Below are 23135 nucleotides of genomic sequence, written 5' to 3'. Positions count from 1 at the left end.
GCCGCCTCAGTCGGCGGCCTCTCTCAGTTCACCAACCGGCGTCAAATTCCGATAGTTCTCGGTAGTCCGCCGGAGATGCGCCCCGGAACCGCCAAAGCTATGTCGCTGCGATCCAACCGGCTTGGGAATGAGACGCGGACCCGACAAGGACAGCCACCCCATCTTGATCTGCATGAAGTGCAGACGACCGATGGATTACCTTGCCTTGCTGCCAGAGATTGTGAACCTACCCGCCGTCTATGCCTACAGGTGTTTCCCATGTCGGCGGGTCGATGTTGTCGCTCTCGATTGAGACCGCCTCCGTTCACGGCCCTTATCCACACCCACCACACGCAGTAGCTCGACACCGTTCCGACCTCCTACCAATCGGTCATTTGCCAGCGGTGCCTCGCGGCGCTTTGATGCCGGCATGGTCTCGGTCCGCATCCGCAAACACGAAGCTGTGCCCCAAACCGGCAGCTACGAAGTCTATTTCGACGAGGGCCGGCCGAGCGTTTATTTTTACTGGGACGACGTCGCCGGACGGCGGCTCGGGCCTGACCGGCTGACCTGCGCTGAAGCACTTGAGCAGGCGCGCGCGTTCGCAAGAGCGGAGCTCGCCCGTTATCGAGAGACAGCGGCCAGACGTCCTGGGGCTAAGTTCTTGGGAAACTAAACGGCCCCTGTCGGTTCAGACAGGGGCCGTGCGGATGGATGGCATGAGGCTAAGGAGGAGGCTCTTAGGTGTCACGCCACGGACCCGCCAGAACTGAAACGACCAATCAGACCTTCAGGATCACTGGGACTGCGACTAAAGTTTGCGCCCTCTTGGACCAGCGGAGCCTCTACGCCGCCGCTTGGAAACGGGCCGGTGAACGAAACCATCTGTTGATTGCGCGAAGCACGCCAGAAACAGACCGAGCGTACATTGCCTCGTGTTTGAAGATGTGGATTTCAAAATGATCATACTTAAATTGGTTGCAGTCGCTCTCGGTGCAGGATTTCTGTTCTCAATGTATTCTGGCGACCTCGGCGCGGATGTCGTGCTGGCTATTGTTTCCTGCCTTGCATAAAGCGCTCAAAAATAGGCCCGCCGACCTGGGAGCCGGCGGGAGTTCGTAACTGATGTTATTGGCGGTCGGCGGGCACCATCACCAAGTTACTTATCCGAGTCGCGGTCGTGTGCGGCCCTTCTCGTCAGATGCCGGTACCGCAACTTGCCTGACGGCCGCCCCGTCAAGATCGCGCTGGGCGAGATGCGCGCGGCCGGCGTTCGTGGTCTCATCGCCTTCTGCCTGCACAACGCCAGCCACAACGTGATCCTCGGCCGCGACGTCGTCGACCAGTGGGCAGATGAGGTCAGGTTCTCCGATCTCGAACCCCGCTTCGTCTGCAAGGCGTGTGGAAAGCGTGGTGCCGACGTCAGGCCAGGCAGCGAGCCCACCATAGTGGCTGTCGTCCTGCCCGCATGAAGATGCGGGGTGCCGTTCTCGCGCATCGCAGGGTTGTTCCCTACGCCGGAACCGAAATGAACCTGTGTCACTTGATGGTGCAGCAGGAGGGGCAGCCATGTGCGACAAGTGCATTGAGCTGGACGGCAAGATCGAACACCTCCAGGCGCTCTCGGAATGGGTCACCGACCAGGCGACCATGGAGGCGATCACCCAATTGGTGCAGGAGCACCAAGCGCAAAAGCTCGAACTGCACCCGGAGGATCAATAGTAAGGCCAGCTCAATTGGTGCTGGTTGCATCTGAGATATTTATTTCGTCTGGAGTCTCAAATGAGATTGCGGGGTCAGAAACGGTAAGGTGATAAGCGACCCCGAGTGACAGGTCGGATACGGGGGCTATGGCTGAATATCGCCTTTATCGGGTGGACAAAGAGGGACACGTTCTGGGACCGCCCGAGGTAATCCTGGGCGACGATGACCAAGCCGCCATTGCCGAGGCGCAACGATACGTGGACGGCGTGGCGGTTGAACTGTGGGATCGCGCCCGCCGTGTAGCGTTTCTCTCACCCGTGGAGTGAGGCCGTTGCAGGGAGCCGCCTCCACCTCGCGGAGCATACGATCGGCCCATTCGGCCTCTAGATCGATTGTCCGCGGAGCGAGTCGTGCTTGGGATGATCCTCATGGCGGCCATCGGCCTGACGATGTTCGGATCGATTATCGCCCTGTTCGAGACCCACGCGGCACTGGATCGCAGGCGGTCGGAGAGGCGAGCGCAAGAGTAAGCCCAGCCTGACTGCTGCGCCAGGACACCGCCGACTGCTCGCCTTAGCTGCGCCGCTTCTGGGTCACTAGCCGCAGTGGAATGTTATGCAGATGTGCGCGGACTCGGGTCCTGCCCAGCGCGCGGGCGATTTCGTCCGGTCGGCTCCCCGCTGCCGCCAGTTCCAGGAGGCGTGCGTGCTCTTGCGGCGTCCACCGTCTCACAAGCGGGTAACGCGACTGATCCATTGCCCCAGCGGCCTCCAACCGGTTGCCAGCCTGTTACACTCCGTCGAGTCGCACATTCACATATGAGGTCCGACGATCCTTGATCGCGTCCTGGACTGGTTGGTAGCCAAGAACTCGGAACGATAATGCGTGCCGCCGCTTGGGGCAAAGCGATGTCGGACAGCTCCATCATTCTCTTTCCTGGCATGATCAAGCCGCTGCGTTTAGCGCGGGTCTACGGCTATCTGATCCAGCGCAGCGACGGCCTGTATCACCCAGGCGGCAGTCAGCCGGTATGCACGATGTCGCTGGCGCGGAAGATGGTCGAAGGCGGCTGGCTCGAACAGCATGGCCAGCGCTACGAGCCCACTCAGCAAGGTCTGCGGGTGGCCGAATGAAGCACCAGTTCAGACGAGAACGCCGCCTCTATCAGCCAGCGGCGGGGTGCTCTCCTGAAAAGAAACGGCCCCAGCACTTGGAGGCCTCGGGGGGCAATCTCTGCTGGGGGCCGCTCACCGCGCCGGGTCGGGAGCCGAGTTCCAGACTGACGATCTTCCTGGCTCGCTGCACTCTCGCTGTTGCACCTGGTGCATGATGAAACTGCGCGACCAACAAGGTGGTCACGCGGATCTCCGCCTATTCGGCTGCCTGCGGCCTACTCCGGTTCCCGCTCAGCCGGGCCTTTGCCCACTCCCGCATGTGCTGAAAGGACACGTAAAGCATTGGGATCAGGAAGATGCCAATCGAACTCGCGGCCAGCATCCCACCGAACACCGCCGTTCCCACGGCGCGGCGGCTTAGCTCGGCAGCCCCCGTCGCAAAGACAAGTGGAACCAGCCCGAGAATGAAGGCGATCGAAGTCATCATGACTGCGCGGAAGCGCATGCGCGCGCCGAGAACAGCCGCGTCCACGACCGATACGCCAGCCTCGCGTTGCTCCTTGGCGAATTCGACAATCAGGATGCCGTTCTTGGCTGCCAGCGCAATCAGGACCACAAGGCCGATTTGGGCATAAAGGTCGACATTGAGCCGTGCCACGATGAGGGCCACATAGGATCCGAGCACGCCCACCACGACCGACAGCAGCACTGGCACCGGGATCGTCCAACTTTCGTAAAGCGCCACCAGGAAGAGATAAGCGAACAGGACGGCCAAGCTCAGGACAACGCCGGTCTGCCCAGACGCCTGCTGCTCCTGGAACGCCGTGCCGGTCCATTCGTAAGAATAGCCCGCGGGCAAGGTCCTGCTCGATATATCCTGCATCGCCGTAATCGCTGTGCCGGTCGAGACGCCTCCCGCGGGAGAACCGTTGATCGTGATCGAACGATAGTTGTTGTAGCGGCTGATAACCTGCGGCCCCTGTACGATCTTGGCACTCGCGATCGAGCGCAGCGGGACCATCTCGTTGCGTGCATTGCGGATGTAGATCTGCCAGAGCGCGGAAATGTCGGCCCGGTCCTTCGCCTCGCCTTGCACGTTCACCTGCCAAGTCCGGCCGAACAGGTTGAAGTTATTCACATAGACCCCTCCGAGCGTCGCCTGCAGAGCGGTAAATATGTCGCTCATGCTAAGCCCGAGGACCTCGGCCTTGGCGCGGTCGATCTCGAGATAGATCGAGGGATTATTCGCCGAAAAGGTCGAGAACACATGGGTCAGGCGCGGGTCCTGGTTCGCTGCGGCAATCAGACCGTTCATGACGCCGTTCATGGCCGTGGGATCCTGGCCCTCCAGCGCTTGCAGCTGGTATTCGAAGCCGCCACTGGTCGATAGTCCGATGATCGGCGGCAGATTGAAGGCGAGCACGTTGGCCTGCCGTATCTGGCTGCCTGCCGCAAAGGTCTTCGCGATCAGCGCTTGTGCAGATTGGGCGACGCCTTCCCTCTCCGCAAACGGCTTCAGGCGCACCACGAGCAGCGCAGCGTTCGGCTCCGCGCCGCCATCAAGCAGGGAGAAGCCGATGATCGACAGGACATGATCGACTCCTTCGAGCTGGCGCAGCTTGTTCTCGACTTCGCCCGTGACCTCGCTGGTCCGGGGCACTGAGGCGCCATCCGGCAGCTGCACCATCACGAAGAACGCTCCCTGGTCCTCCTCGGGCAGAAAGCCTGTCGGCGTGACCAGCGAGAGACCGAATACGCCCGCGCCGCCGAGTGCGACAAGGAGGACAGAGACAATGGCCATACGCAGGAGCCACCGCACTCCACCCGCGTATCGGTCCCTCACCCAATCAATTCTGCTGAGCACGCGCCCCATAATCCCGCGGCGTGGCCCGGTATGGCGCAGAAACAGCGCGCAGAGTGCCGGAGACAACGTCAGGGCATTGATCGCGGAGATGGTCATCGCAGCGCTGATCGTCACCGCGAATTGGCGGAATAGCGTCCCTGAAATACCGGGAATGAATGCGATGGGCACGAAGACCGAAAGGAGTACCAGACTGATCGCGATGATGGGCGCGGTGATCTGGTCCATAGCTTTCTTCGTTGCCTCGGCCGGCGAAAGCTCCGGCTCGTCCGCCATCACGCGCTCGACGTTTTCGACGACGACGATCGCATCATCGACGACGATCCCGATCGCTAGCACAAGTGCAAGCAGCGACACTGTGTTTGCCGAGTAACCGAGAACGAGAAGAACGGCAAAAGCACCGATCAGACTGACGGGTACCGCGACGGCCGGAATGATGGTCGCACGGAGATTGCCGAGAAACAGGAAGACAACAATGACGACCAGAACGAAAGCCTCCGCCAACGTCCGCAGCACTTCACCAATCGTGTCGCGAACGAAGGTCGTCGAATCGTGCACCACCTGATATCTCAGCCCTTCAGGGAACCGGGCTGACAGCCGGTCCAGGGTAGCCTGCACCGCATTCGCAGTCGTAACAGCGTTGGCTCCAGGCGCCAGATAAATCCCGATCGGCACACCGGGCTTGCCATCGATCCTGGCCTCGCTGTCGAGATTCTGCGCACCTATCTCGACGCGCGCGACGTCCCGTATCCGCAGCACCGAACCGTCTGGATTGGCCCGCAGCACGATATCGCCGAATTGCTCGGCGGAAGCGAGACGTCCCTGCGTTTGAACGTTGAACTGGAATTGCTGCTGGTCGCTGATGGGACGTGCGCCGATACGCCCCACCGGCGCTTGCACGCTTTGTGCGCGTATGGCACTGATCACATCGCTCGGCGCGAGGTTCAGGCTGGTCAGCCGTTGGGTGTCGAACCAGATCCGCATCGAATAATTCATGCGAGCGAACAGATTGGCCTGGCCGACGCCCGGCGTTCTTGAAATGGCATCGAGCAGGTTGATGATCGCGTAATTGGTGATGAACAGCGGGTCCTGCTGGCCGTTCTCGCTGTAAAGGACCATGAACTGCAGAACCGCGGATGAGCGCTTCTGAACCGTCAATCCCTGCGCCTGCACCTCGGAGGGCAGCTGGGACAGCGCCGTCTGCACGCGATTGTTGACATTTACGGTGTCGATGTTCGGGTCGGTTCCCAGTGCGAACGATACCGTAAGGCTGTAGCTGCCGTCGCTGCCGCTGGTCGACCTCATATAGAGCATCTGGTCGACCCCGACGATCTGGGCTTCGAGCGGCTGAGCAACGCTCGACTCGACTACCGCGGCGGAAGCACCGGGAAAGACGCCGGATACGGTCACCTGCGGCGGCACGATGTCGGGGAATTGTGCAACCGGAATGCGCGAGAGGGCCAACGCCCCGGCAATCGTGATGCCGAACGCAATCACGATGGCAAGTCGCGGGCGGTCGATGAAGACGGCGGAGATCATGTCAGCGTCCGCCATCCGGATTGCGCGATGGACCGGCGCTGTCCTTTTGCGCCGGGTTGGCCGCAGTGCCGACCGTCGTCGAACTTCCTACAGCAGGTCCGGCTCCCGGCGAGTTCCCGCTAGCTGCGCTACTGCCCTCGACTGCCGCCGGTTCAGTTCCTTTCATCAGAGCCTGAAGCTGCGCGCTGGGCGCTCCTGGCGCCACTTTCGCTCCCGCCCGAACGCGCTGCAAGCCTTCGACGATGACGCTGTCGCCTTGCTGCAGACCGGTGATGACGCCGGCCAGCGTCGGGGTGGACTGGCCGAGCTGGATTCGGCGCTGCTCTGCCGCGTCGTCTTTGCCGACAACAAAAACGTAGCTGCCTTGTTGGTCGGATAGCACAGCTGCGCGCGGCACCGCGAGCACCTCGATCGGCTGCACGCCTTCGAGCAGAACCGTGACGAACTCGCCATCGAACAGCTCGCGGATGGGCGTTCCGCTGCCCTTGACCTCCTGGTTCGGCGGATTGGCGATCTCACCCCGCAGGACAATCGTGTCGGTATTGGCTGTGACTGTGTTGTTGGCGAAATTGAGCTGACCGGTGGCGCCGTACATCCGCCCGTTCGGCAATTGCAAGCGAATGACGACGGCATTGAAGCCGCCTCGCGGCGCATAGCGGTCTCGGAGGATCAGCGCTTCCCGCACCGACACCGGAAAGGTGACGTACATGGGGTCTTGGCTGACGATGGTCGTGAGCACGCCGGACGAAGGGCTCACCACATTTCCTTCAGTCACCGCGCTGCGCCCGATCTTTCCCTCGATCGGCGAGCTGATATCCGTATAGCCGAGATTGATCTGGGACGCCTCCACTTGTGCCTGTGCCGCTTGCACCTGGGCTTCCAGGCTGCGCTGGTTTGCAATCGCTGCGTCATAGTTGGACTGCAAGCCAGCGGGGCCGCTGAGCAAGGTGCGGGCCCGTTCGGTGGTGAGCTTCGCATTCTCCAATGTCGCTTGCAGCTGCGCGACTGCCGCTTGCTTCGAAGCAAGGTCTGCCTGAAACGGCCCTTTCTCCAGTTCATACAGCTTGTCACCGCTCTTGACCTCGTCGCCCTCCGTAAACAGCCGCTTTTGGAGGAAGGCTGTTACGCGGGCGACGACGTCAACGTGGCGAACCGCTTCGACCCTGCCCAGAAATTGTTCAGTCTCCGTCATCGGGCGTCGCGTGGCTTGGACGACGCCGACCGCAACGGGACCGGGCGCCGGGCTCTGTGCACATGCAGGCGGAGCAAGAACAGCGATTGCGAAGCCGAGGGCCCACGCTCTGAACTCGGGTTGAACCAACATGTGGTCCTCAACGGTTGGCAGCTGTCAGACTTGATCAGCCGGGGCGAACCAATCCGCGATCGCCCTGCAGATATTCTCGTGAGCTTCTTCTAAGGAGCGCGGTTCCCGTGCCAACGCGAATTAGTCACGAAGGTTCAATTCGCGAACACGTCCGGACCGACAGAAGCTCCGACCGCTAACCGCTCCAAAGCAAAACCCTAACTTAAGTTGAAGACCGCTGTCAGCGTGCCATGCACGTGATGTCCGAAAGGAACGACCATGCGCCGCGAAGATTTTTGTTAATCGCGCCGGTCGCGTGCGCAAGGGCACTGGCGAGCACACCCACTCAATGGATTCCAACGGAGCCGCAGCATGAAAAACACGGGAACCGAGCCTACAGGCTCGTCGGGCATTAGCTCGTGCTGCAGCCGGGAGGTACGGCGCCCGCCAATCGGACCCGGTGTCACCCAAGGCGCTATCGGAACGGGAGGCGGAAGCACAAACGATCGCGCAACCGGGAATGCCAGAGCAGATGAACCGAAGCCCTCCAATCTGGAGCAGAATAGCAAGCCCTAGCGGCCGTTACGGTGCGCCTAACCGGCCGCTCGCCGACGACAATCACTCCTGGCACCCAAAACAACAGCTTGGGCGGCGCGGATGTTATTGGCGGCTTCGCTGAGCAGGTCGGATTCGGCAGGTCTTTTAGCGGCTGGATATTGCCGAGGCAAAGATCCGGGAGCCTTCTCGGGCGGGATGCCCTCCGTCCTCCTGCATCAGGTCGAGTTTGTCGGGGCTGGTTCGGTTCGATCTCGTCTGGTCGAGACGACGACCAGGAAGGAGAGCACACCGAGGCCGCCGACCACAAGCCGACTATTCTGTGGAAAAGGGATGAGCACACTGCCAACAAGCATGAGGGCCGCGAACAGCTTGTCGAGAGCGAGGTGGATTCGAAACGGAATGACAGGCAGGAGGCCGAGCTCGTACTCGGTCAGCAGACTGTAAAACAGCGCCGCCGCCCCAAGTACCAGAAGGAACGCCTTGGACGTGCCATGCATGCCATAGATGTATGGCAACCCGAGCACGACGAGCGCGACCACGTAGTCGGCAACACCGTGCATTACCGTCGGAAGGAAGCGCATTGCGTATACTCCGGCTTGCGTTGTCGAGATCATCTTGCCGGGCTGCACCCCAGACGTTTTCCCGATCGTATGATCGAATACACCGGATCGGAAAACGCTGTCGCGACTTGCCGGAGCGATACAGGAACGTGGCGCTGGCGCTCAGTCGGGGCCGCTTCCTGCGACGCTAGGCCAAGCCGACCGCGGCTCGACCTGCACCGCCTTGATTGCCCACGCTTGCTACTTCTGGCCCGACGGGGCTTGAGCGTTCGAGTTGTTGGGATTCGTGTTGTTGGAGTTCTGTTTGTTCGCTTCATGGTGTCCGATCGCGCATCCCGCGGCGGCGCCGAGTTTGCCGTGCCCCGCCATATGGCCCGCAACACCGCCCGCGATGGCGCCCTTGATGCATCCCTTGGCATTGGCCGGCGGGACCTGGACAAACGCGAACAACAGAAAAGCGATGGCTAACTTGGCTTTCATGACGTCCTCCGAGTTGGAATGAACGGAAATAACGCACTTCATCTTTAGCGCCGTGCCCTGGCCTCGTCGAAGCCAGGGCACTTAACGCGCTCACCAATGGTGATGCCAGTGTCGATGACCCCACGGCCGGCCGTAGTAGGCATAGCCAGGACGGAACGCACGACGGTACCCATAGTAGGCAGGTCCGTAGCCGTAGCCGACGGTCGTGTATCCATAGCCAGGGGCAAAGCCGTCATCGTAGCCCCAGCCGCCATACGCCGGCGCGTAACCGACTGCGGCGTACGGCCCATAACCGCCGTAGTAACCATAGGGACCCGCGCCATATGCGGCGGTTGCAAGTCCCCCGATGACTGCACCGGCTGCAAAACCTCCGATCGCCGGACCGAAGCCGCCCCGCGCCTCTGCCGGACTTGGCGCCGCCAGTGATCCGAGAGCCAAAGCGCCAATCGTGGCCAAAGCAAAAGCCGTCTTCCTCATTCAAACCTCCTTGGTGGTGTGTGCCAACCCAACGACGCTCCGAAAACAAGGTTGCTATTTGCGCGACGCGCAGGGGCGGCGGCGTCCCTGCAATGGCTCGGCTCGGCGGGAGCTCGACCCAATCGCCATCGAGCGGGAAGCTTCACCGAACCTGGTCCTTGAAATGCGTCAGCCCGACCACCCGCTGCAACGTCAGGCCCTGTACAACAATCGAGAACACGACAACCGCGTAGCAGATCGCCAGAAGCTCGCTCTTCCATTCGCTCGAGCCAGTACTCAGGGCCAACGCCACCGACACGCCTCCCCGCAGCCCGCCCCAGGTCAGGATGGCAATTGCGGGCCAGCGGTTCGGATTCCGGGCATGAAGCCAAAGCGCAGTGCCGACGATGCTTGCAGCGCGAACGGCAAGGCTGAGGGGAATAGCGAATGCCATGACCAACAAGGTCGAGCTTCCAAGACGGGCCAGCCCGAGCATTTCGAAACCGATCAGCAGGAACAGCAGAGAGTTCAGGATCTCGTCGATAACCGACCAGAACAGGGCAAGGTTGCGGCGCGTTTCTTCGCTCATGGCTTTGCGCCGTCCGCGACTGCCGATCAGAAGGCCGGCAAGGACCACGGCGATCGGCCCCGAGGCGCCGAGCGCATTGGCAAGCGCATAAGAACCACTCGCCAGAGCCAGGGAGATCGTGATTTCGAGCGGGTATTCATCGATCCGCTTCATTGCCAGATAAGCGATCCAGCCGCTCGCGGCGCCGACGATGACGCCGCCGCCCATCTCACGCAGGAAATCGAGGCCAATAGAGCCGAATGTGGGTTGCTTCCCAGTCGCGTAGGCCAGTGCGGCCTGAAACAGGACCACCGCCACACCGTCGTTGAAGAGGCTCTCTCCCGCCATGATGGCCTGCAACTGCTTGGACAATCCGACGCGTGCGAGGATGGCACTGACGGCAACAGGATCGGTTGGCGCAAGGATGGCCCCGAGCACCAGTGCCCAGGAGAATGGCATCCCCACCCCGGCCAGGGCGAAAGCGGCGTAGATTCCTAATCCGAACAGCACCGTCGCAATCACTACGGCGGCGGTCGCTAGAAGGAACACGGTGATCTTGCGGGACCACAGCGCGGAAACGTCGACCTGCAAAGTGCCCGCAAAAAGCAGGAAGCACAGCACGCCGTTCAAAAGCGTGTCCGGTAGCTCTCGAATCCCCAGAATGTCCTGCAGGGCGAGGCGTAGGTTCAACCAAGGAAATAGATCACCTAAGCCGATCGCGAAAAGCGAGGCAACAAGCGCAACGACCGTCAATCCGATCGTGCCGGGCAAGCGTAGAAAACGCCGGTTCAGAAGCCCGAACACTGACGCGAGGCACAACAGCACGGCTAAGAAAGAGAGTGGCGACATGCCCGCGCCCGTTCATCCGCTCGTGCTGGGCTTTGCCCGCCTCATGACTCCGCAGTTCCGACGGCGCCAAACCTTCTGCGGCGCGTTGCGACTGCCCGGTGGCTTCGAATTCTGGGCCGTCCGCAAACAGAAAAGCAGTACGCCGACCGATCGTTCCTGGCCGTGCCGGGTTGCCGATGTGAACCTTCGAGACCGTCGTTGCCCCACCCTCCGTTTCTTTCCAGCCGGACGAGCGCTCTTGCCGGCAAGGGTCTTCAGGCCTGACCGTCTCGAGTAGCAGGTGCACGCATGTCAAACGATTCGCGCGAGGGGAATGAACCAGCTCCTGTTCTTCTCATCGCTGTCGCAGTGGTTCCGGTGATCGCTGCCGCAGCTTGGTTCCTCTTTGGCTGATCTCGCGGCTGTCTTCACGACCCGGTTAGCGAACTGCAGCAGGGTTTCTTGACGGCCCGCTTCGCGATTTCGCCTCGCCTGTGCGCTAGGGTATCGATGTCTAGGACCCGCTTGCTCTTCGCCCCGGGCGCTGAGATTATTTGTCTGGATCGGCCATTTCGCCCGGTGCGCGCTGTTCGCCCTGGCCCGTGAGCGTCGGAACCCACCTGCCGCGCGAAACCTAGCCCTCCTCTCTCGAACTTTCTCGAACCTTGCTGTAGCGAAACCGCACACTGCGGAAGTCAGCTGCGACTATCTGATGCACGTTAGACGATTAGGTTCCACTCGAACTCGGGGCGCAGGTAGAAATTAGGTTCCAGCTTCGCCAAGCATGATCGACCGCCTTGCCCCAGAGAACTAGCGCTCGAGTCATCGAGATCTTTGAATGATATACTGGAGCGTCATTTCGTTCGGCGTCCCCTCCCCCTAGGATCGTGATAAAGCGGGTAGCCCAGCCCGCTTGCATCGTGTGGAGCTCTAGGAAGCGCACGGAAGGCGGGGGGTTCAAGGACCCGTGCTCCAAAGCGTTCGTTCAATCCACGACAGGAGCGCCCGTTACTGCGTCCTCGACGGAACGCTTCAACGGCTTCGCGTTGAATCGGCATGTGTGCGGTGGCGTTGCGTTAGTCTCGTTTTGAAGTATCGCGCGTCGTCGGCGCCCGCAGAGCTGCGCTTCCAGGTTACATCGAACCCTGTGACCCCACGCTACGCAACAGTCCGCCCCGAGGCGACGGTTGGGTATACGAGATCAAGGCGGACAGCTACCGCGCGCAGCTGCACCTGGAAGATGGCGAGGTCACAGTCTATTCTCGCGCACGCGTTCGATCTCCTTTACCTCGATGGCTACGATTTGCGCGGCGCTGCCTATGAAGATCGCAAGCAGTTGCTGCACCGGCTCCTGAAGAACGCTCCTGAGACATTCACGTATGTCGAAGCCCTTGCGGCCAATGGCAACGTGATCTTCGACAAGAGGTGCAAACTGGGTCTCGAAGGTCTGGTCGCCAAACGGCTGGGCGAACGGTACCGCTCGGGTCGGCAGGAGAGCTGGATCAAGCTCAAGTGCAAGAAGAGCGAGACCTTCTCAATCGTCGCCTTCGTGGAGAAGCTTGGGGCCCGCCCGCGCAAGGTCGCCTCCCTCTACGTCGGCCGGCGCCAGAACGGCAAGCTGCTCTACGCCGGCAAGGTGCGTACCGGTTACACCGAGACGACGGCGCGCGAATTGCGCGAGCGGCTCGATCCATTGATCCGCAAGACTTCTCCGCTAGATGGGACACGAGCGCACATCATCGGCTTGATACGCGGTCTGCTCGGCATCGTAGAGCGTGCAGTTATCACAGCGTGGATGTTCATTCGTGTCTTTCAGTCTCTCGACAATCATTTTGCCAACCATTCAGCTGGAATGATGTCGAGCGGGGCGTTGTCGACTGAGCTATCGAGAAGGCTTCCAGCCACTCTTTATCGTTTCGCTTCCTCATACCAGCCGATGACGCGTATGCGCGCTCCCAATCCGCGACCAACGCCAGTTGCTGGTCCGTCACGTCCGTTCTTGCACATAAGAGCTCGTACACCTGAAAATTCGCGGAAAATCCCTTGGGGCTGATCCGATCGATGCTGCGGAAGAGAAACTCTTCCTCTACCCGCGCTTTGATGGTCTCGCTAACCAGTATCGTGGTCCCGTAGTCCCTGTTCAACCCTTCCAGGCGCGCAGCGAGGTTCACGGAAGCACCTACAGCTGTGTAGTTCATGCGGTCGCGCGAGCCGATGTTGCCGACTACAACGTCGCCGACGTGCAGACCGAACCGGGTCCGAAACGGAGGCAGACCTTCGGCCGCGAATTCGGCATTCAGCCGGCCGTTAGCTTTGACGCAGGCAAGCGCCGCGTGACATGCGTTGGAGACGTGCCGCTCGTCGTCAGTCGGCGCGTTCCAGAAGGCCATGACGGCATCGCCGATGAACTTGTCGACGGTGCCTTGTCTTGCCATGATTTCCTCGGAGAGCACGGAGAAGTAGCGCGAGGTCGTCCGCATCACGCTGGTGGGCTCGGCCGTTTCCGTGAGACCCGTGAAGTTCTCGACGTCCGTGAACATTACGGTCAGTTCCCGGCGTTCGCCGCCGAGCTCGATGGGAACTTCGCTTTCGACCAGTTGGCGGACCAGGCGCTTCGGAATGAAACTCGAGAATGTGCGGACCAAATTCTTCATGGCGGCAACAGAGTGGCCGAGATCGTCGATCTCGCGCACCACCGATCGGATGCGCGGACTCTCTGCGACGTCAAAGTGCCGAATGCGATCGGTTTCGATGGCAAGCGCCCTCATCCGCTTCGACATCATCGCGCCCATCCAGAGCACCATCGGCAAAACCGCCAAGACGAAGCCGAGCGCCGCCACGAACAGGCGCCGCCGTTCGCCTTCGATCTCCGAGTAGAATTCGTCGATCGGCGCGGACACCGCAAGTCGAAGATTGGCCGCCCCGGCCGAAGCGATGGTGCGGAATGCGGCGGCATGAGCCCGCCCACCTGAATCCTGGAATATCTGTTGGGTGCTGCCCGTCATCCTCCAAACATCTACCGCTTTCGCGATCCCGATCCCATCGATGTCCGCGAGATGCGGCAGCAAGAGCGCACCGGCCGTCCCGCCAGTGCGCCCTATGAGTTCCGAGATCTGCGGGTGGGCCAGCACGCGGTTCTCGTCATCGAACAGGATGACCGTGCCGGATTGCCCCAGTTGCTGTCTCCGGAGCAGCGCTTCGGCCTCGCCTGTCAGGACGTCGCCGGCGACTACGCCGCGCGGCGAGCCCGCAATCGGCATCCGAAGCGTGTAGCCAGGCTGGCCGATAGCGAAAAAGATGTAGGGCTCCGTCAGCGGCCGCAGGTCCTTCTCGAACGCTCCGGCGTACCAGGGCCGCTGGCGGGGATCGTAGTCGGTAGGGCCTGGCCGCTGTGACATCGTCGTCAAATCCTCCCGCAGGAAATCGATGGTCGAGTCTGCGCCGTCCGGACCCGAGATCACGACCAGGCGGAATTTTGCCCCTTCTGGCGCCTCGCTCCGCAGGCGCGCGGCCTCTCCTCCCCGCTCGAGGTAGTCCATCTGCACAAATCTGCCGTCGTCGTAGCCGGCGTACAGACTGTAAAGGTGAAGGTTATTCCGGAGCATCGAAGCGAGCAGCGCGTAGAGCCTGGGGTTGTCGCGGACAGCGGCCGATCGGACCGAAGGCAGATCATGCAGGATGTCCAGGCCGTTGCGGACCGCCATGAACTGAGCATCGATCCTGTCGGCCGATAACTGCGCGACGGTGTCCAAGAAGGATGCGGCAGCCGCCCGGGTGATGGCATCGATCCGGTCGAAACTGAGGTAGACCAATGACAGTCCGACGAACAGTACGGTTCCAACGAAGATCGCGCTGATCGACGTTCTGAATCCGATTCTGAGGTTGCGATCAAACAAACTTTGCCCCCGATGGTGTCTGCCGCCGAGGATGAACCGTTCCGACGAGATGGTCTCGCGGCTCGGCGCCTGCGCGGTCAATCAGGCCTGGATAACCTCGTACGTCAGATCGAAATGCTGGCCGTGCTCACTTCTCCGGTGGGCGCAGCGGCCCGTCCGCCCAGTTGCGCGCCGTAGGGTCGCGCAACGGGTCGTCGTCGCATTTTGCGCAGGTGTAGCGCAGCGGCCCCCTCGCCGGTTCGTCGGGCAAAACCCTCATCGGCCTGCCGCACTCGGGGCAAGCCTGTCGTATCGAATACAGCCCTGCCAATTTATCCCCCCGCGTCAGGTCCTGCTTCACTGTTCGGACGTCGCGCCTGAAAGCTAGTTTCAAACGACGAGATGCGCGTCGGTTGTCGATGACGAACAAGACGACTCCCTCGACACTCATGGCTCGACTAGTTTCTTGCGGATCGCGTAGCGAACAAGTTCCGCCGTAGAGGACATCCCAAGCTTGCGCATCGCCGCAGCACGGTGCGTCTCGACGGTCTTTACGCTCAGCTTCAAGATGCAACCGATCGATTTGTTCGTATGTCCCTCCGCGATGAGCTGGACCACACTCTGTTCCCGCGATGTGAGCAGTACGCTCGATCTATTTTGCTTGTTGATCTGATAGTTGCGTAGAAGTTTCTCAAGCAACACGCCCGTGAAGTAAGGCCTGCGTTCGAGCAAAGCGTCGATGGCGGACAACAGGTGCTCCTTCGCGTCGGATTTGAACAGAAAGCCACGCACGCCAGCCAGAATAGCCTCCGTCAACAGCTCCTCGCTCTCATGCATCGTCAGAATTAACACTTCGACGCGCATGTGCATTGCACCCAGGCGGCGGCTGACTTCTAGCCCATTCATGACGGGCATAGAGTAGTCGGCGATCAGGATGTCCGGACGCGTCTCAACCGCCATAGCTAGTGCCTGCTCCCCGTCACACGCCTCGCCGCAAACGATCCAATCAGAGCGCAGTTGGACGATCGCGCGCAGGCCCGACCGTACAACCTCATGATCATCCGCAATTACGATGCGCTTCACGGCGGCGCTCCCGCATGTTGACCCAGATCCTATCGGGCAATCAACGGAGATGACCGGCAGCCAAGTCGGTCGACTGTATCGGCCATCTTTCGGAAAGTTATCCGACAAAACCCTGAAACTGGGTCGCGGATGTTTCTACCGCCTGATGGTCGATCAGTCGGCAACCAGCTTGGCGCGAACCGCGTAGCGAACAAGGCCGGCGGTCGAATTCACGCCGAGCTTACGCATCGCGGCGGCGCGGTGAGCCTCTGTTGTCTTCACGCTGAGGTTCAGGATAGCGCTGATGCCCTTGTTGCTATAACCATCCGCAACCAGCTTGACGACCAGCCGCTCGCGGGGGGTCAGCCTAGTTCCGCCAACTGGTACGCTATCGAGAACGTCCAACCCGCTCCCGATACCGAATGATTTGTGGACCAGGAGAGAATCGACAGCAGCAACCAGCAGCTTGCTCGCATCCGACTTCGACAAGAACGCGCGGGCGCCGGCCAGATAGGCCTGCTGCGCCAACAGGCCAGAGTTGTGAACGGTAAATATCAGAACCTCGATGGGAAGCGAGAATTCCTTGATCCGCCGGGTTACCTCCACTCCGGTCATGCGCGGCATGGAGAAATCGAGGATAGCGACGTGCGGCTTGCTCTCGATCGCGGCAGCAATCGCCTTTTTGCCGTCGCTCGCCTCCGCCACAACCTCCCAATCAGCACGTTGCGCAAGCACCGCGCGGATACCGGAACGGACGGCCTCATGATCATCCGCGATCAAGATTCGCTTCATAGCACGCGCTCCTGCTTCGAACGCCGCCGTATCGAGTGCCAGACCCGAAGGTCGCATCTGAGGGCGACGATCGTCCATAAACCTGTTCGAGCGCTTGCCTTGGTTTATATCATTGCAAGGGCAAGCGCCGCCTGCGCCGCTTTGCCTCACTCGGCAGCGGGAATACCGCGTACAACATCGTCCCGGAGCTTTCAGGATTGGATCGGATCTCGAGACTGCCGCCAAGATGCGCAAGCCTTGATCTCATGGCGGGAATGCCGACACCCATCATGGTCGTTCCGAACCGATTGGCACGGTGAGCCGGAAAGCCGCTTCCATTGTCGCTTATTGTCAGCTGAAACTGCTCGCCTGTCACTTTGGCGAGCAGTTTGACCTCTGTCGCCTTTGCGTGCCTGAATATGTTCGAGAGCCCTTCTTGAATGACCCGCAGCAACGACCTTTGTATCTCGTATGACAACCGATCCACGCCGGCGTCGACGTCAGTCTGGACACGCAACGCCGTCCGCGCCGCAAAGCCGCAGGTGTAGCACTCGATGGTCGCCTTCAATCCCTCTGCCACCACGTCCTGGGGATGCATTAAATACGTCAGGGAGCGGATCTCTCTCAGAGCACGGTCAATCGATGCATCGACAAGCTCGCAAAGTCTGTCCACACCATTTGCCGGGCCGACGCAGGTGCGAATACGCACCAGCCCAAGACTCGCGGCGACAAGATGCTGGCATGTCGAATCGTGAAGCTCGGAGGCTATCCGCTGCTGTATATCCTCCCGAATGGCAGCCAAATCGTCACCCAGCCCGGCCGGTTCATCTGAATCGCATTCATCGGATTCCTCAGGAAGAATGCGATGTCGACCAACGAGCAGAGCGATCACTCCCTCGGATTCAACAACGGGGAACACGGTCGTTTCGACCTGGCGTCGAAGCCCGCCAAGCGCAAGGCGGTGATGAGTTCGAACCTCAACCTTCTCTTCCAGGCACGTCCGCAACACCTCGCAAATGCTTTCAGAATCTTCGCTCGACCAACATTGAGAGATAGCGAGCCCAAACACTTTGCCCGACGGCAGTCGCAGAAGCGACGCGCAGGCACGATCCATCCCATCGTATGCGAATTTACCCCCCCGCACGGGGCGCACTACAAAAAGAAGATCTTTCCAAGGGCCCCGATCAGGGCGATTGCGGGCTTCCCCAAAAGGCAGGCGCTGCGGAGCGCCATGTGAATTCAACAAGCTCGCACGCGGGCTGTACGGCTTCATTCCAGGCACCCTTTTTTGGCCTGCCTTGAAAGCCAACTTTGGGCGAGTGATGATCGACCTAGCTAATCACCAACTCAGCGCTCCCAAGACGACGCGACCTACACAACATCCCTAAGGGATGATCTGCATCATGCTCCTCGTTTTTCATACAACCAAGGGGTTAATTCCGAATACTTCGAAACCTGCGCATGACTGGCATGAGCTAACGGCGTACCAGTTTGTCCCGCTTGTTTTCGAGTTATTGTTAAAAGAAGAGACAATGATGACGAGATCATTCGTCGTTCGGACATGCGAACAACGTCGCATACTGGCTCAAGCTGCAAACGACGGGACGAGAGATGAGGAAAGGCAGCCGGCATCAGGTCGCACAGCTGCCGACCTGCAGCGCAACAAGGATTATCCACCACTACCGGCGGCAGGACCGGACTTCTTCTTCGGCCGAGAGATCGGAGGATTCTGTGGCGGCGGCGCAATCACCAGGGGATGCGCTGGCACCCGAAGTCGGTTTTCCCCAAGGTCATCCCTCAGTGCGTCGGTGTCCATACGCTGGCTTCGGTCGACGGAGTCACGAGGATCCGCCGCTGCGGCGCTCGCCGCCATGATCCCGAAACTCATTCCCAGCAGGACGGACAGGCGTCTCGCAAGCATTCTCAGATACCCTCTCAAAAGGCAAAATCGAGCCGCGGCCCGACCCGCAGATCTCTGTAGTTCCGCAGCAGAACGTTGGACGTCCGCGATTCGTAGAGCACGGTGGTGGTGAGCGACAGATTGCTGGCAAAATTATACTTCAACCCTATGTCGGCCGAATAGAGCTGGTCCCGCCGCCCGGAATTCAATCCATCGGTGAACCAGTAGGCTTCGAACAAAGGCGCGCTCACAATCGACCATTTCGGATCGAGTTTGACCTCAATGCCAAGAACGGCATCAAAGCGCCAGCGGCGGGCCTCGGCCAAATCAGAAAAGCGGTAAGTCAGCAGCCACAATGGCGACAGCGTTACATTCGCAACCTGGAAGTCACGAGCCACGGAACCCATCACGTCATGCGAGGTGAACGCGAGGTCGCGATAGACGCCGTCGAAGTCGTAGCGGTTCTCGTAGATCGCGGAGAATCTCCAGCCGTTCCAATTTTCGGTCAACCGCCCACCCAAGCGCGCGATCCCAAAATTGCTGTCCTTCTCCGTCGCGTAAGCTTCGTATTGCGCACGCGCATAGAGTCTATACGACAGGTCTGCTGTCAAATAGCCGTCCAGCCTGGCGCTGATATCGGGCTCATAATAGGCATCTGATCTGCGATTGTTGCGGCTGAACTGGGCGTTGTCAGTAAAGGTTGGCGAGACCGAGCCAACGATACTCCAAGAAGGCGGAGCGAGCGGCGGCGGATCCGCCTTGAAGTCCCTCAGATCCACGTCAGCTGCAAGCGCGGCAGTCGAACCCAAGAGTCCAATCATCTGCAAAAGAAATCCAGATACACGCATCCGAATCCTCGAGATTGTCGGCCCTGCCCCAACAAGCGAGCACGATAGGCTTGGCCTATCGATTGTCAATCCGCACAAACAATGCTCGCAGAGATTGCGGCCGCCTGTGACAGAGAGAGCACGCGAATGGGTGCGCAATTGCTCAAGGGCACGCAGAAAAGATCGACAGGCAGTCCTCATAGCGGTGCTTCCTTGATCGGCGTGCCGCGTCACTAAGCGGGCTCCGAAACGGCAGCCACGACAACTACGGCAGCCGAGAGCCGTTCGAAAAGCCGCCGCTGCTCCACGATCGCGGGCCAACCGTAGAGAAAAATTTCTGACGGCTTCCAGATCGCCACCCAGCCCAGAATCAAGAAGCTTTCTCTCAGAATGTCCGGGAGAGGTCCATCTCCAAGGACCAGGCCCGCCAGCCATCCAACCGCAAGACAGCTGGAGAGGATCGCAACGCCTACGATCAGCGAGCGGCGCCCTGACTTGAATAGAACTTGCAGCTCTCTCGATTTTTCGTGAGCGCGCAGCAGGAAATGCTGCGCCACGGCCGGAGCCAAATCCGGCACGATCGCATCCAAGGAGCCCGCCCAGGCTAGATGAATCACGATTTGGATGGGAGCGGCTTTCGCGATATCTTCAGCCTGGTCGGCGATGTATCGCTCTGCCTCGGTTGCGAGCTCCTTCTCGCGAAATGGCGCCGGATCAAGTGTGTTGAACAGTTGCAGCGGATTGGAAAGTTTGATGACGATCCTGCCGAGACCTGCGTTGCTCAAAGCGTGCACTTGCATGTGTGTCACTTCCGGCAGTCGCCGAGGAGGCGGCTGCCCCGGAGTTCTAGGTCCGCGAAGCTTGTCGTCGCACCAGAGCAGTCCCCTACCCCTGCCTTGCTAGTAGTCCACGGCGTCGCGGATTATCGGGCAGGTCATGCAGTGACCACCGCCTCGACCCCGGCCCAGCTCCGCCCCCACGATGGTGATAACTTCGATACCTTCCTTGCGCAGCAGGGTGTTTGTGTAGGTGTTGCGGTCGTAGGCATACACCACGCCCGGCGACGCACAGACAAGGTTGGCGCCGCTGTCCCATTGTGTGCGCTCGCGCTGATAGTCGCTTCCACCAGCCTCGACTACGCGAAGTTTCTTGAGGCCGAGCGCTTCCTCGACGACGCTGACAAATGGCTTGTTCTCGGCGTGCAACTCAAGCCCGCTCGGGTGATCGCTCGGGCGATAGGAATAGGTGCGCGTCTGGTTGATGAAGTCGGGCGCGGTCAGGACGCAATCGCGGTCCGCGAACGTGAATACGGTGTCGAGATGCATGGCGGCGCGGATCTTGGGCATCGCCGCGACGATCACGCGTTCCGCCGCCTTCTTCTGAAACAGCGTCGCCGCGAGTTGGCTGATCGCCTGGCGAGACGTGCGTTCGCTCATCCCGATCAGCACAACTCCTTTGCCGATCGGCATCACGTCACCACCCTCCAGCGTAGCTAGCCCATGATCGTGCGTGGGGTCGCCCCACCACACATTGACCTTGCCAGCAAAGTCGGGGTGGAACTTGTAGATCGCCGTCGCGAGGATCGTTTCCTCGTGCCTTGCCGGCCAAAAAAGCGAATTGAGCGTCACGCCGCCGTAGATCCAGCAGGTGGTGTCGCGCGTGTAGAGCGTATTCGGCAGTGGCGGCAGCAGGTACTCGGTCGCGCCAGCCGCCTCCTTGACCATCTTGATCGCCTGGCCGCCATGCTCCTCGGGAAAGTCATGGATGGACAAGCCACCGATCAACGTTTCCGCCAGCTTGCGATTGTCCAAGCCTGCAAGGTAGCTTCTCAGTTCGTCGATGAAGCCGAGCCCGACCTGATCCGGCACAACCTGGTTGTCGAGAATCCACTTCTTGCCTTCGGGTACCGACATCGTTTCGGCCAGCAAGTTGTGCATTTCAACCACATCGACGCCTCGGTCGCGCATCTTGGTGACGAAGTCGAAATGGTCACGCTTGGCGTTCTCCACCCAGAGAACATCGTCGAACAGCAGCTGATCGCAGTTCGACGGTGTGAGCCGCTGATGCGCGCGACCGGGCGCGCAGACCATCACCTTGCGGAGCTGACCGACTTCCGAATGAACGCCGAAAGCTGGGGAATTCGCCATTGCTGGATCCTTTCGTACCGGGGCTAGATGCTGATGTAGCCGGTGGCGAGGCCATGGATACCGACGACGCATCCGATCACCGCTACCGCGAACAAGACCCACTCGGCCGGCGTGAACAGTTGTTTGCCCTGCTCATTCCGCGTGATGTAGTACAGGATGGTGCCGGGTGCGTAGATGATGAAGCCGAGCAGCAGGAATTTGGTCCCGCCGGCGAACAACAGGAATATCGTGTAGATCGTCGCCAAAACCGCGATGATGGTATCCTTGCGGAGGTCGCGTGAATCCTTCTCGTAGGTTTCCCTGCGATAGACCAGCATCAACGCGAACGCAGCGGACAAGAAATAGGGAATCAACGAAAGATGACTACATAGCGACAGCGCGAACGTGAAGGCGTCGTCGGAGAACAGCGTCGCGACGAGCACCGCCTGAATCAGCAGCGTGGTCATCAGCAGGGCCGCCGATGGCACTTGATTGACGTTCTCTCGCGCCAGGAAGGTGGGCATATCCCGCTTCTTCGCTGCAACGGAAAGCACCTCGGCAGCCATCATCGTCCACGCCAGATAGGCTCCAAGAACCGAGACAATTACGCCGGCACCAATGAAAACCGCACCCCATTGCCCGACCGCAGCCTCGAGCACGCCACCGACGGAGGGCTGGCGAAGCTGCGCGATCTCCGCGCGTGGCAGGACGCCGTAAGCGAGTATCGACACCGATGCGAACAGCGCCAGCACTCCAAGGAATCCCGTGACGGTGGCGACACCCACGTCTTCGCGCTTCTCCGCGAACCGCGAATAGTTGCTGGCCCCCTCGATCCCTAAGAATACGAAGACGGTCACCAGCATCGTCGCCTTGACCTGCTCGAACAGGTTGCCGTAGTCACCCGCGGTGCCGCCCCACAGGTTGTCTGCGAACACCGATGGCTTGAGGAAGAAGATTGATAACACCACGAACAACAACAGCGGGATGATCTTGGCCACCGTGACGATCGCGTTGATTCCGGCTGCTTCCTTCACGCCGCGCAGCACCAGAAAATGGAACGCCCATATACCGACCGAGGAGATGAGCACTGCGGGCAACGTATTGCCCTGCCCCAGAACCGGAAAGAACGCGCCGAGCGTCGACTTGATCAGGATCCAATACGAGACGTTGCCGACGCAGGCGCTGGCCCAATAGCCGAACGCGGAAAAGAAGCCGACGTAGGGCCCAAACCCCGCCCGCGCGTATGCGTAGACACCGGCATCCAGATCGGGCTTGCGGTTGGCCAAGGTCTGGAAGACGAAACACAGCATGAGCATCCCCGCTCCGGCGATGGCCCAAGCGATGAGCGCCCCGTAGATGCCGGTCGCCTGCGCGAAGTTGCGCGGTATCGAGAACACGCCGGCGCCGACCATGCCGCCCACCACCATGGCGGTCAGGGTCCGCAGCGGCAGCCTCTGGACGTCCGTTTTTGTGCTCATGGAGGCGTCCCAATCCTATGCATTTATCCACGACGAACGACGCGCGACGCCCGACGGGACACGATTTCTGCGTCGCACATGGCAACCACCAGGCGGTCGGTGCGAACGGCGACTGGAATAGCTTCTCCGATCATCACAGACGCAC

At 60.5% G+C, this 23135-nt stretch carries 19 protein-coding genes and 1 pseudogene; 6 read left to right on the top strand and 14 right to left on the bottom strand.

Annotated features, from left to right (window positions below):
* Positions 1-1196 precede the first annotated feature (1196 nt).
* The 4 genes from IVB48_RS03040 to IVB48_RS03025 all read left to right on the top strand — a co-directional run bounded on the left by IVB48_RS03040 (position 1197) and on the right by IVB48_RS03025 (position 2816).
* Positions 1197-1451: a hypothetical protein gene (locus tag IVB48_RS03040; RefSeq protein ID WP_247397317.1), complete on the top strand. Its 255-nt coding sequence runs from the start codon at positions 1197-1199 to the stop codon at positions 1449-1451.
* A gap of 97 nt (positions 1452-1548) precedes the next feature.
* Positions 1549-1701 (top strand): hypothetical protein, encoded by a 153-nt coding sequence (locus IVB48_RS03035; protein WP_247397315.1) that lies wholly within the window; start codon positions 1549-1551, stop codon positions 1699-1701.
* Between the two features lie 128 nt (positions 1702-1829).
* Positions 1830-2009, top strand: coding sequence for a hypothetical protein (locus tag IVB48_RS03030; RefSeq protein ID WP_247397303.1), 180 nt, complete (start codon positions 1830-1832; stop codon positions 2007-2009).
* A 555-nt stretch (positions 2010-2564) separates the two neighbouring features.
* Positions 2565-2816, top strand: coding sequence for a hypothetical protein (locus tag IVB48_RS03025; protein ID WP_247397300.1), 252 nt, complete (start codon positions 2565-2567; stop codon positions 2814-2816).
* 238 nt (positions 2817-3054) lie between these two features.
* Here IVB48_RS03025 and IVB48_RS03020 read toward each other — a convergent pair whose 3' ends face one another.
* From IVB48_RS03020 to IVB48_RS02995, 6 genes are all read right to left on the bottom strand, one after another.
* A complete protein-coding gene (locus IVB48_RS03020) occupies positions 3055-6198 on the bottom strand; it encodes a multidrug efflux RND transporter permease subunit (RefSeq protein ID WP_247397297.1) in 3144 nt (1047 codons plus the stop codon).
* A 1-nt stretch (position 6199) separates the two neighbouring features.
* On the bottom strand, positions 6200-7477 hold the full coding sequence (locus tag IVB48_RS03015) for an efflux RND transporter periplasmic adaptor subunit (protein ID WP_247398138.1): 1278 nt from the start codon (positions 7475-7477) through the stop codon (positions 6200-6202).
* A gap of 797 nt (positions 7478-8274) precedes the next feature.
* Positions 8275-8640 (bottom strand): hypothetical protein, encoded by a 366-nt coding sequence (locus IVB48_RS03010; protein WP_247397294.1) that lies wholly within the window; start codon positions 8638-8640, stop codon positions 8275-8277.
* A 219-nt stretch (positions 8641-8859) separates the two neighbouring features.
* Complete coding sequence (locus tag IVB48_RS03005) at positions 8860-9099, bottom strand: hypothetical protein (protein WP_247398136.1); 240 nt, start codon at positions 9097-9099, stop codon at positions 8860-8862.
* A gap of 90 nt (positions 9100-9189) precedes the next feature.
* Complete coding sequence (locus IVB48_RS03000; RefSeq protein WP_247397292.1) at positions 9190-9576, bottom strand: hypothetical protein; 387 nt, start codon at positions 9574-9576, stop codon at positions 9190-9192.
* 142 nt (positions 9577-9718) lie between these two features.
* The gene (locus IVB48_RS02995; protein WP_247397289.1) at positions 9719-10972 is read right to left on the bottom strand and encodes a sodium:proton antiporter; all 1254 of its coding nucleotides are present in this window, start codon (positions 10970-10972) and stop codon (positions 9719-9721) included.
* A gap of 1219 nt (positions 10973-12191) precedes the next feature.
* On the opposite strand from IVB48_RS02995, the pseudogene IVB48_RS02990 reads away from it, so the two are divergent.
* Positions 12192-12614 (top strand): annotated as a pseudogene (locus IVB48_RS02990) (DNA ligase D); the annotation flags it as partial.
* Positions 12615-12750: 136 nt separating this feature from the next.
* On the opposite strand, the gene IVB48_RS02985 reads toward IVB48_RS02990, so the two are convergent.
* The 4 genes from IVB48_RS02985 to IVB48_RS02970 all read right to left on the bottom strand — a co-directional run bounded on the left by IVB48_RS02985 (position 12751) and on the right by IVB48_RS02970 (position 17551).
* Positions 12751-14928, bottom strand: coding sequence for an adenylate/guanylate cyclase domain-containing protein (locus IVB48_RS02985; RefSeq protein WP_247397286.1), 2178 nt, complete (start codon positions 14926-14928; stop codon positions 12751-12753).
* A 345-nt stretch (positions 14929-15273) separates the two neighbouring features.
* Positions 15274-15909 carry a response regulator transcription factor gene (locus IVB48_RS02980; RefSeq protein ID WP_247356206.1) on the bottom strand — a complete coding sequence of 212 codons (636 nt, stop codon included), beginning with the start codon at positions 15907-15909 and terminating at the stop codon, positions 15274-15276.
* A 153-nt stretch (positions 15910-16062) separates the two neighbouring features.
* Positions 16063-16680, bottom strand: a complete 618-nt coding sequence (locus IVB48_RS02975; protein WP_247398134.1) for a response regulator transcription factor — start codon at positions 16678-16680, stop codon at positions 16063-16065.
* 109 nt (positions 16681-16789) lie between these two features.
* A complete protein-coding gene (locus IVB48_RS02970; RefSeq protein WP_247397283.1) occupies positions 16790-17551 on the bottom strand; it encodes an ATP-binding protein in 762 nt (253 codons plus the stop codon).
* Between IVB48_RS02970 and IVB48_RS02965 the strand changes: the two genes are divergently transcribed.
* Complete coding sequence (locus IVB48_RS02965; protein WP_247397280.1) at positions 17525-17896, top strand: hypothetical protein; 372 nt, start codon at positions 17525-17527, stop codon at positions 17894-17896. The genes IVB48_RS02970 and IVB48_RS02965 overlap by 27 nt on opposite strands.
* A 698-nt stretch (positions 17897-18594) precedes the next feature.
* On the opposite strand, the gene IVB48_RS02960 is transcribed toward IVB48_RS02965, so the two are convergent.
* From IVB48_RS02960 to IVB48_RS02945, 4 genes are all read right to left on the bottom strand, one after another.
* On the bottom strand, positions 18595-19368 hold the full coding sequence (locus IVB48_RS02960) for an outer membrane beta-barrel protein (RefSeq protein WP_247397276.1): 774 nt from the start codon (positions 19366-19368) through the stop codon (positions 18595-18597).
* Positions 19369-19619: 251 nt separating this feature from the next.
* Entirely contained in the window at positions 19620-20186 is a 567-nt protein-coding gene (locus IVB48_RS02955) for a hypothetical protein (protein ID WP_247397274.1), read from the bottom strand.
* Between the two features lie 99 nt (positions 20187-20285).
* Complete coding sequence (gene arcA / locus IVB48_RS02950; RefSeq protein ID WP_247397273.1) at positions 20286-21533, bottom strand: arginine deiminase; 1248 nt, start codon at positions 21531-21533, stop codon at positions 20286-20288.
* 23 nt (positions 21534-21556) lie between these two features.
* Entirely contained in the window at positions 21557-22990 is a 1434-nt protein-coding gene (locus tag IVB48_RS02945; protein WP_247356200.1) for a basic amino acid/polyamine antiporter, read from the bottom strand.
* Between the last annotated feature and the right edge of the window lie 145 nt (positions 22991-23135).

The organism is Bradyrhizobium sp. 76 (assembly GCF_023073025.1).
In the GTDB taxonomy this organism is placed as follows: domain Bacteria; phylum Pseudomonadota; class Alphaproteobacteria; order Rhizobiales; family Xanthobacteraceae; genus Bradyrhizobium.
This window is presented reverse-complemented; position numbering and strand designations above follow the sequence as displayed.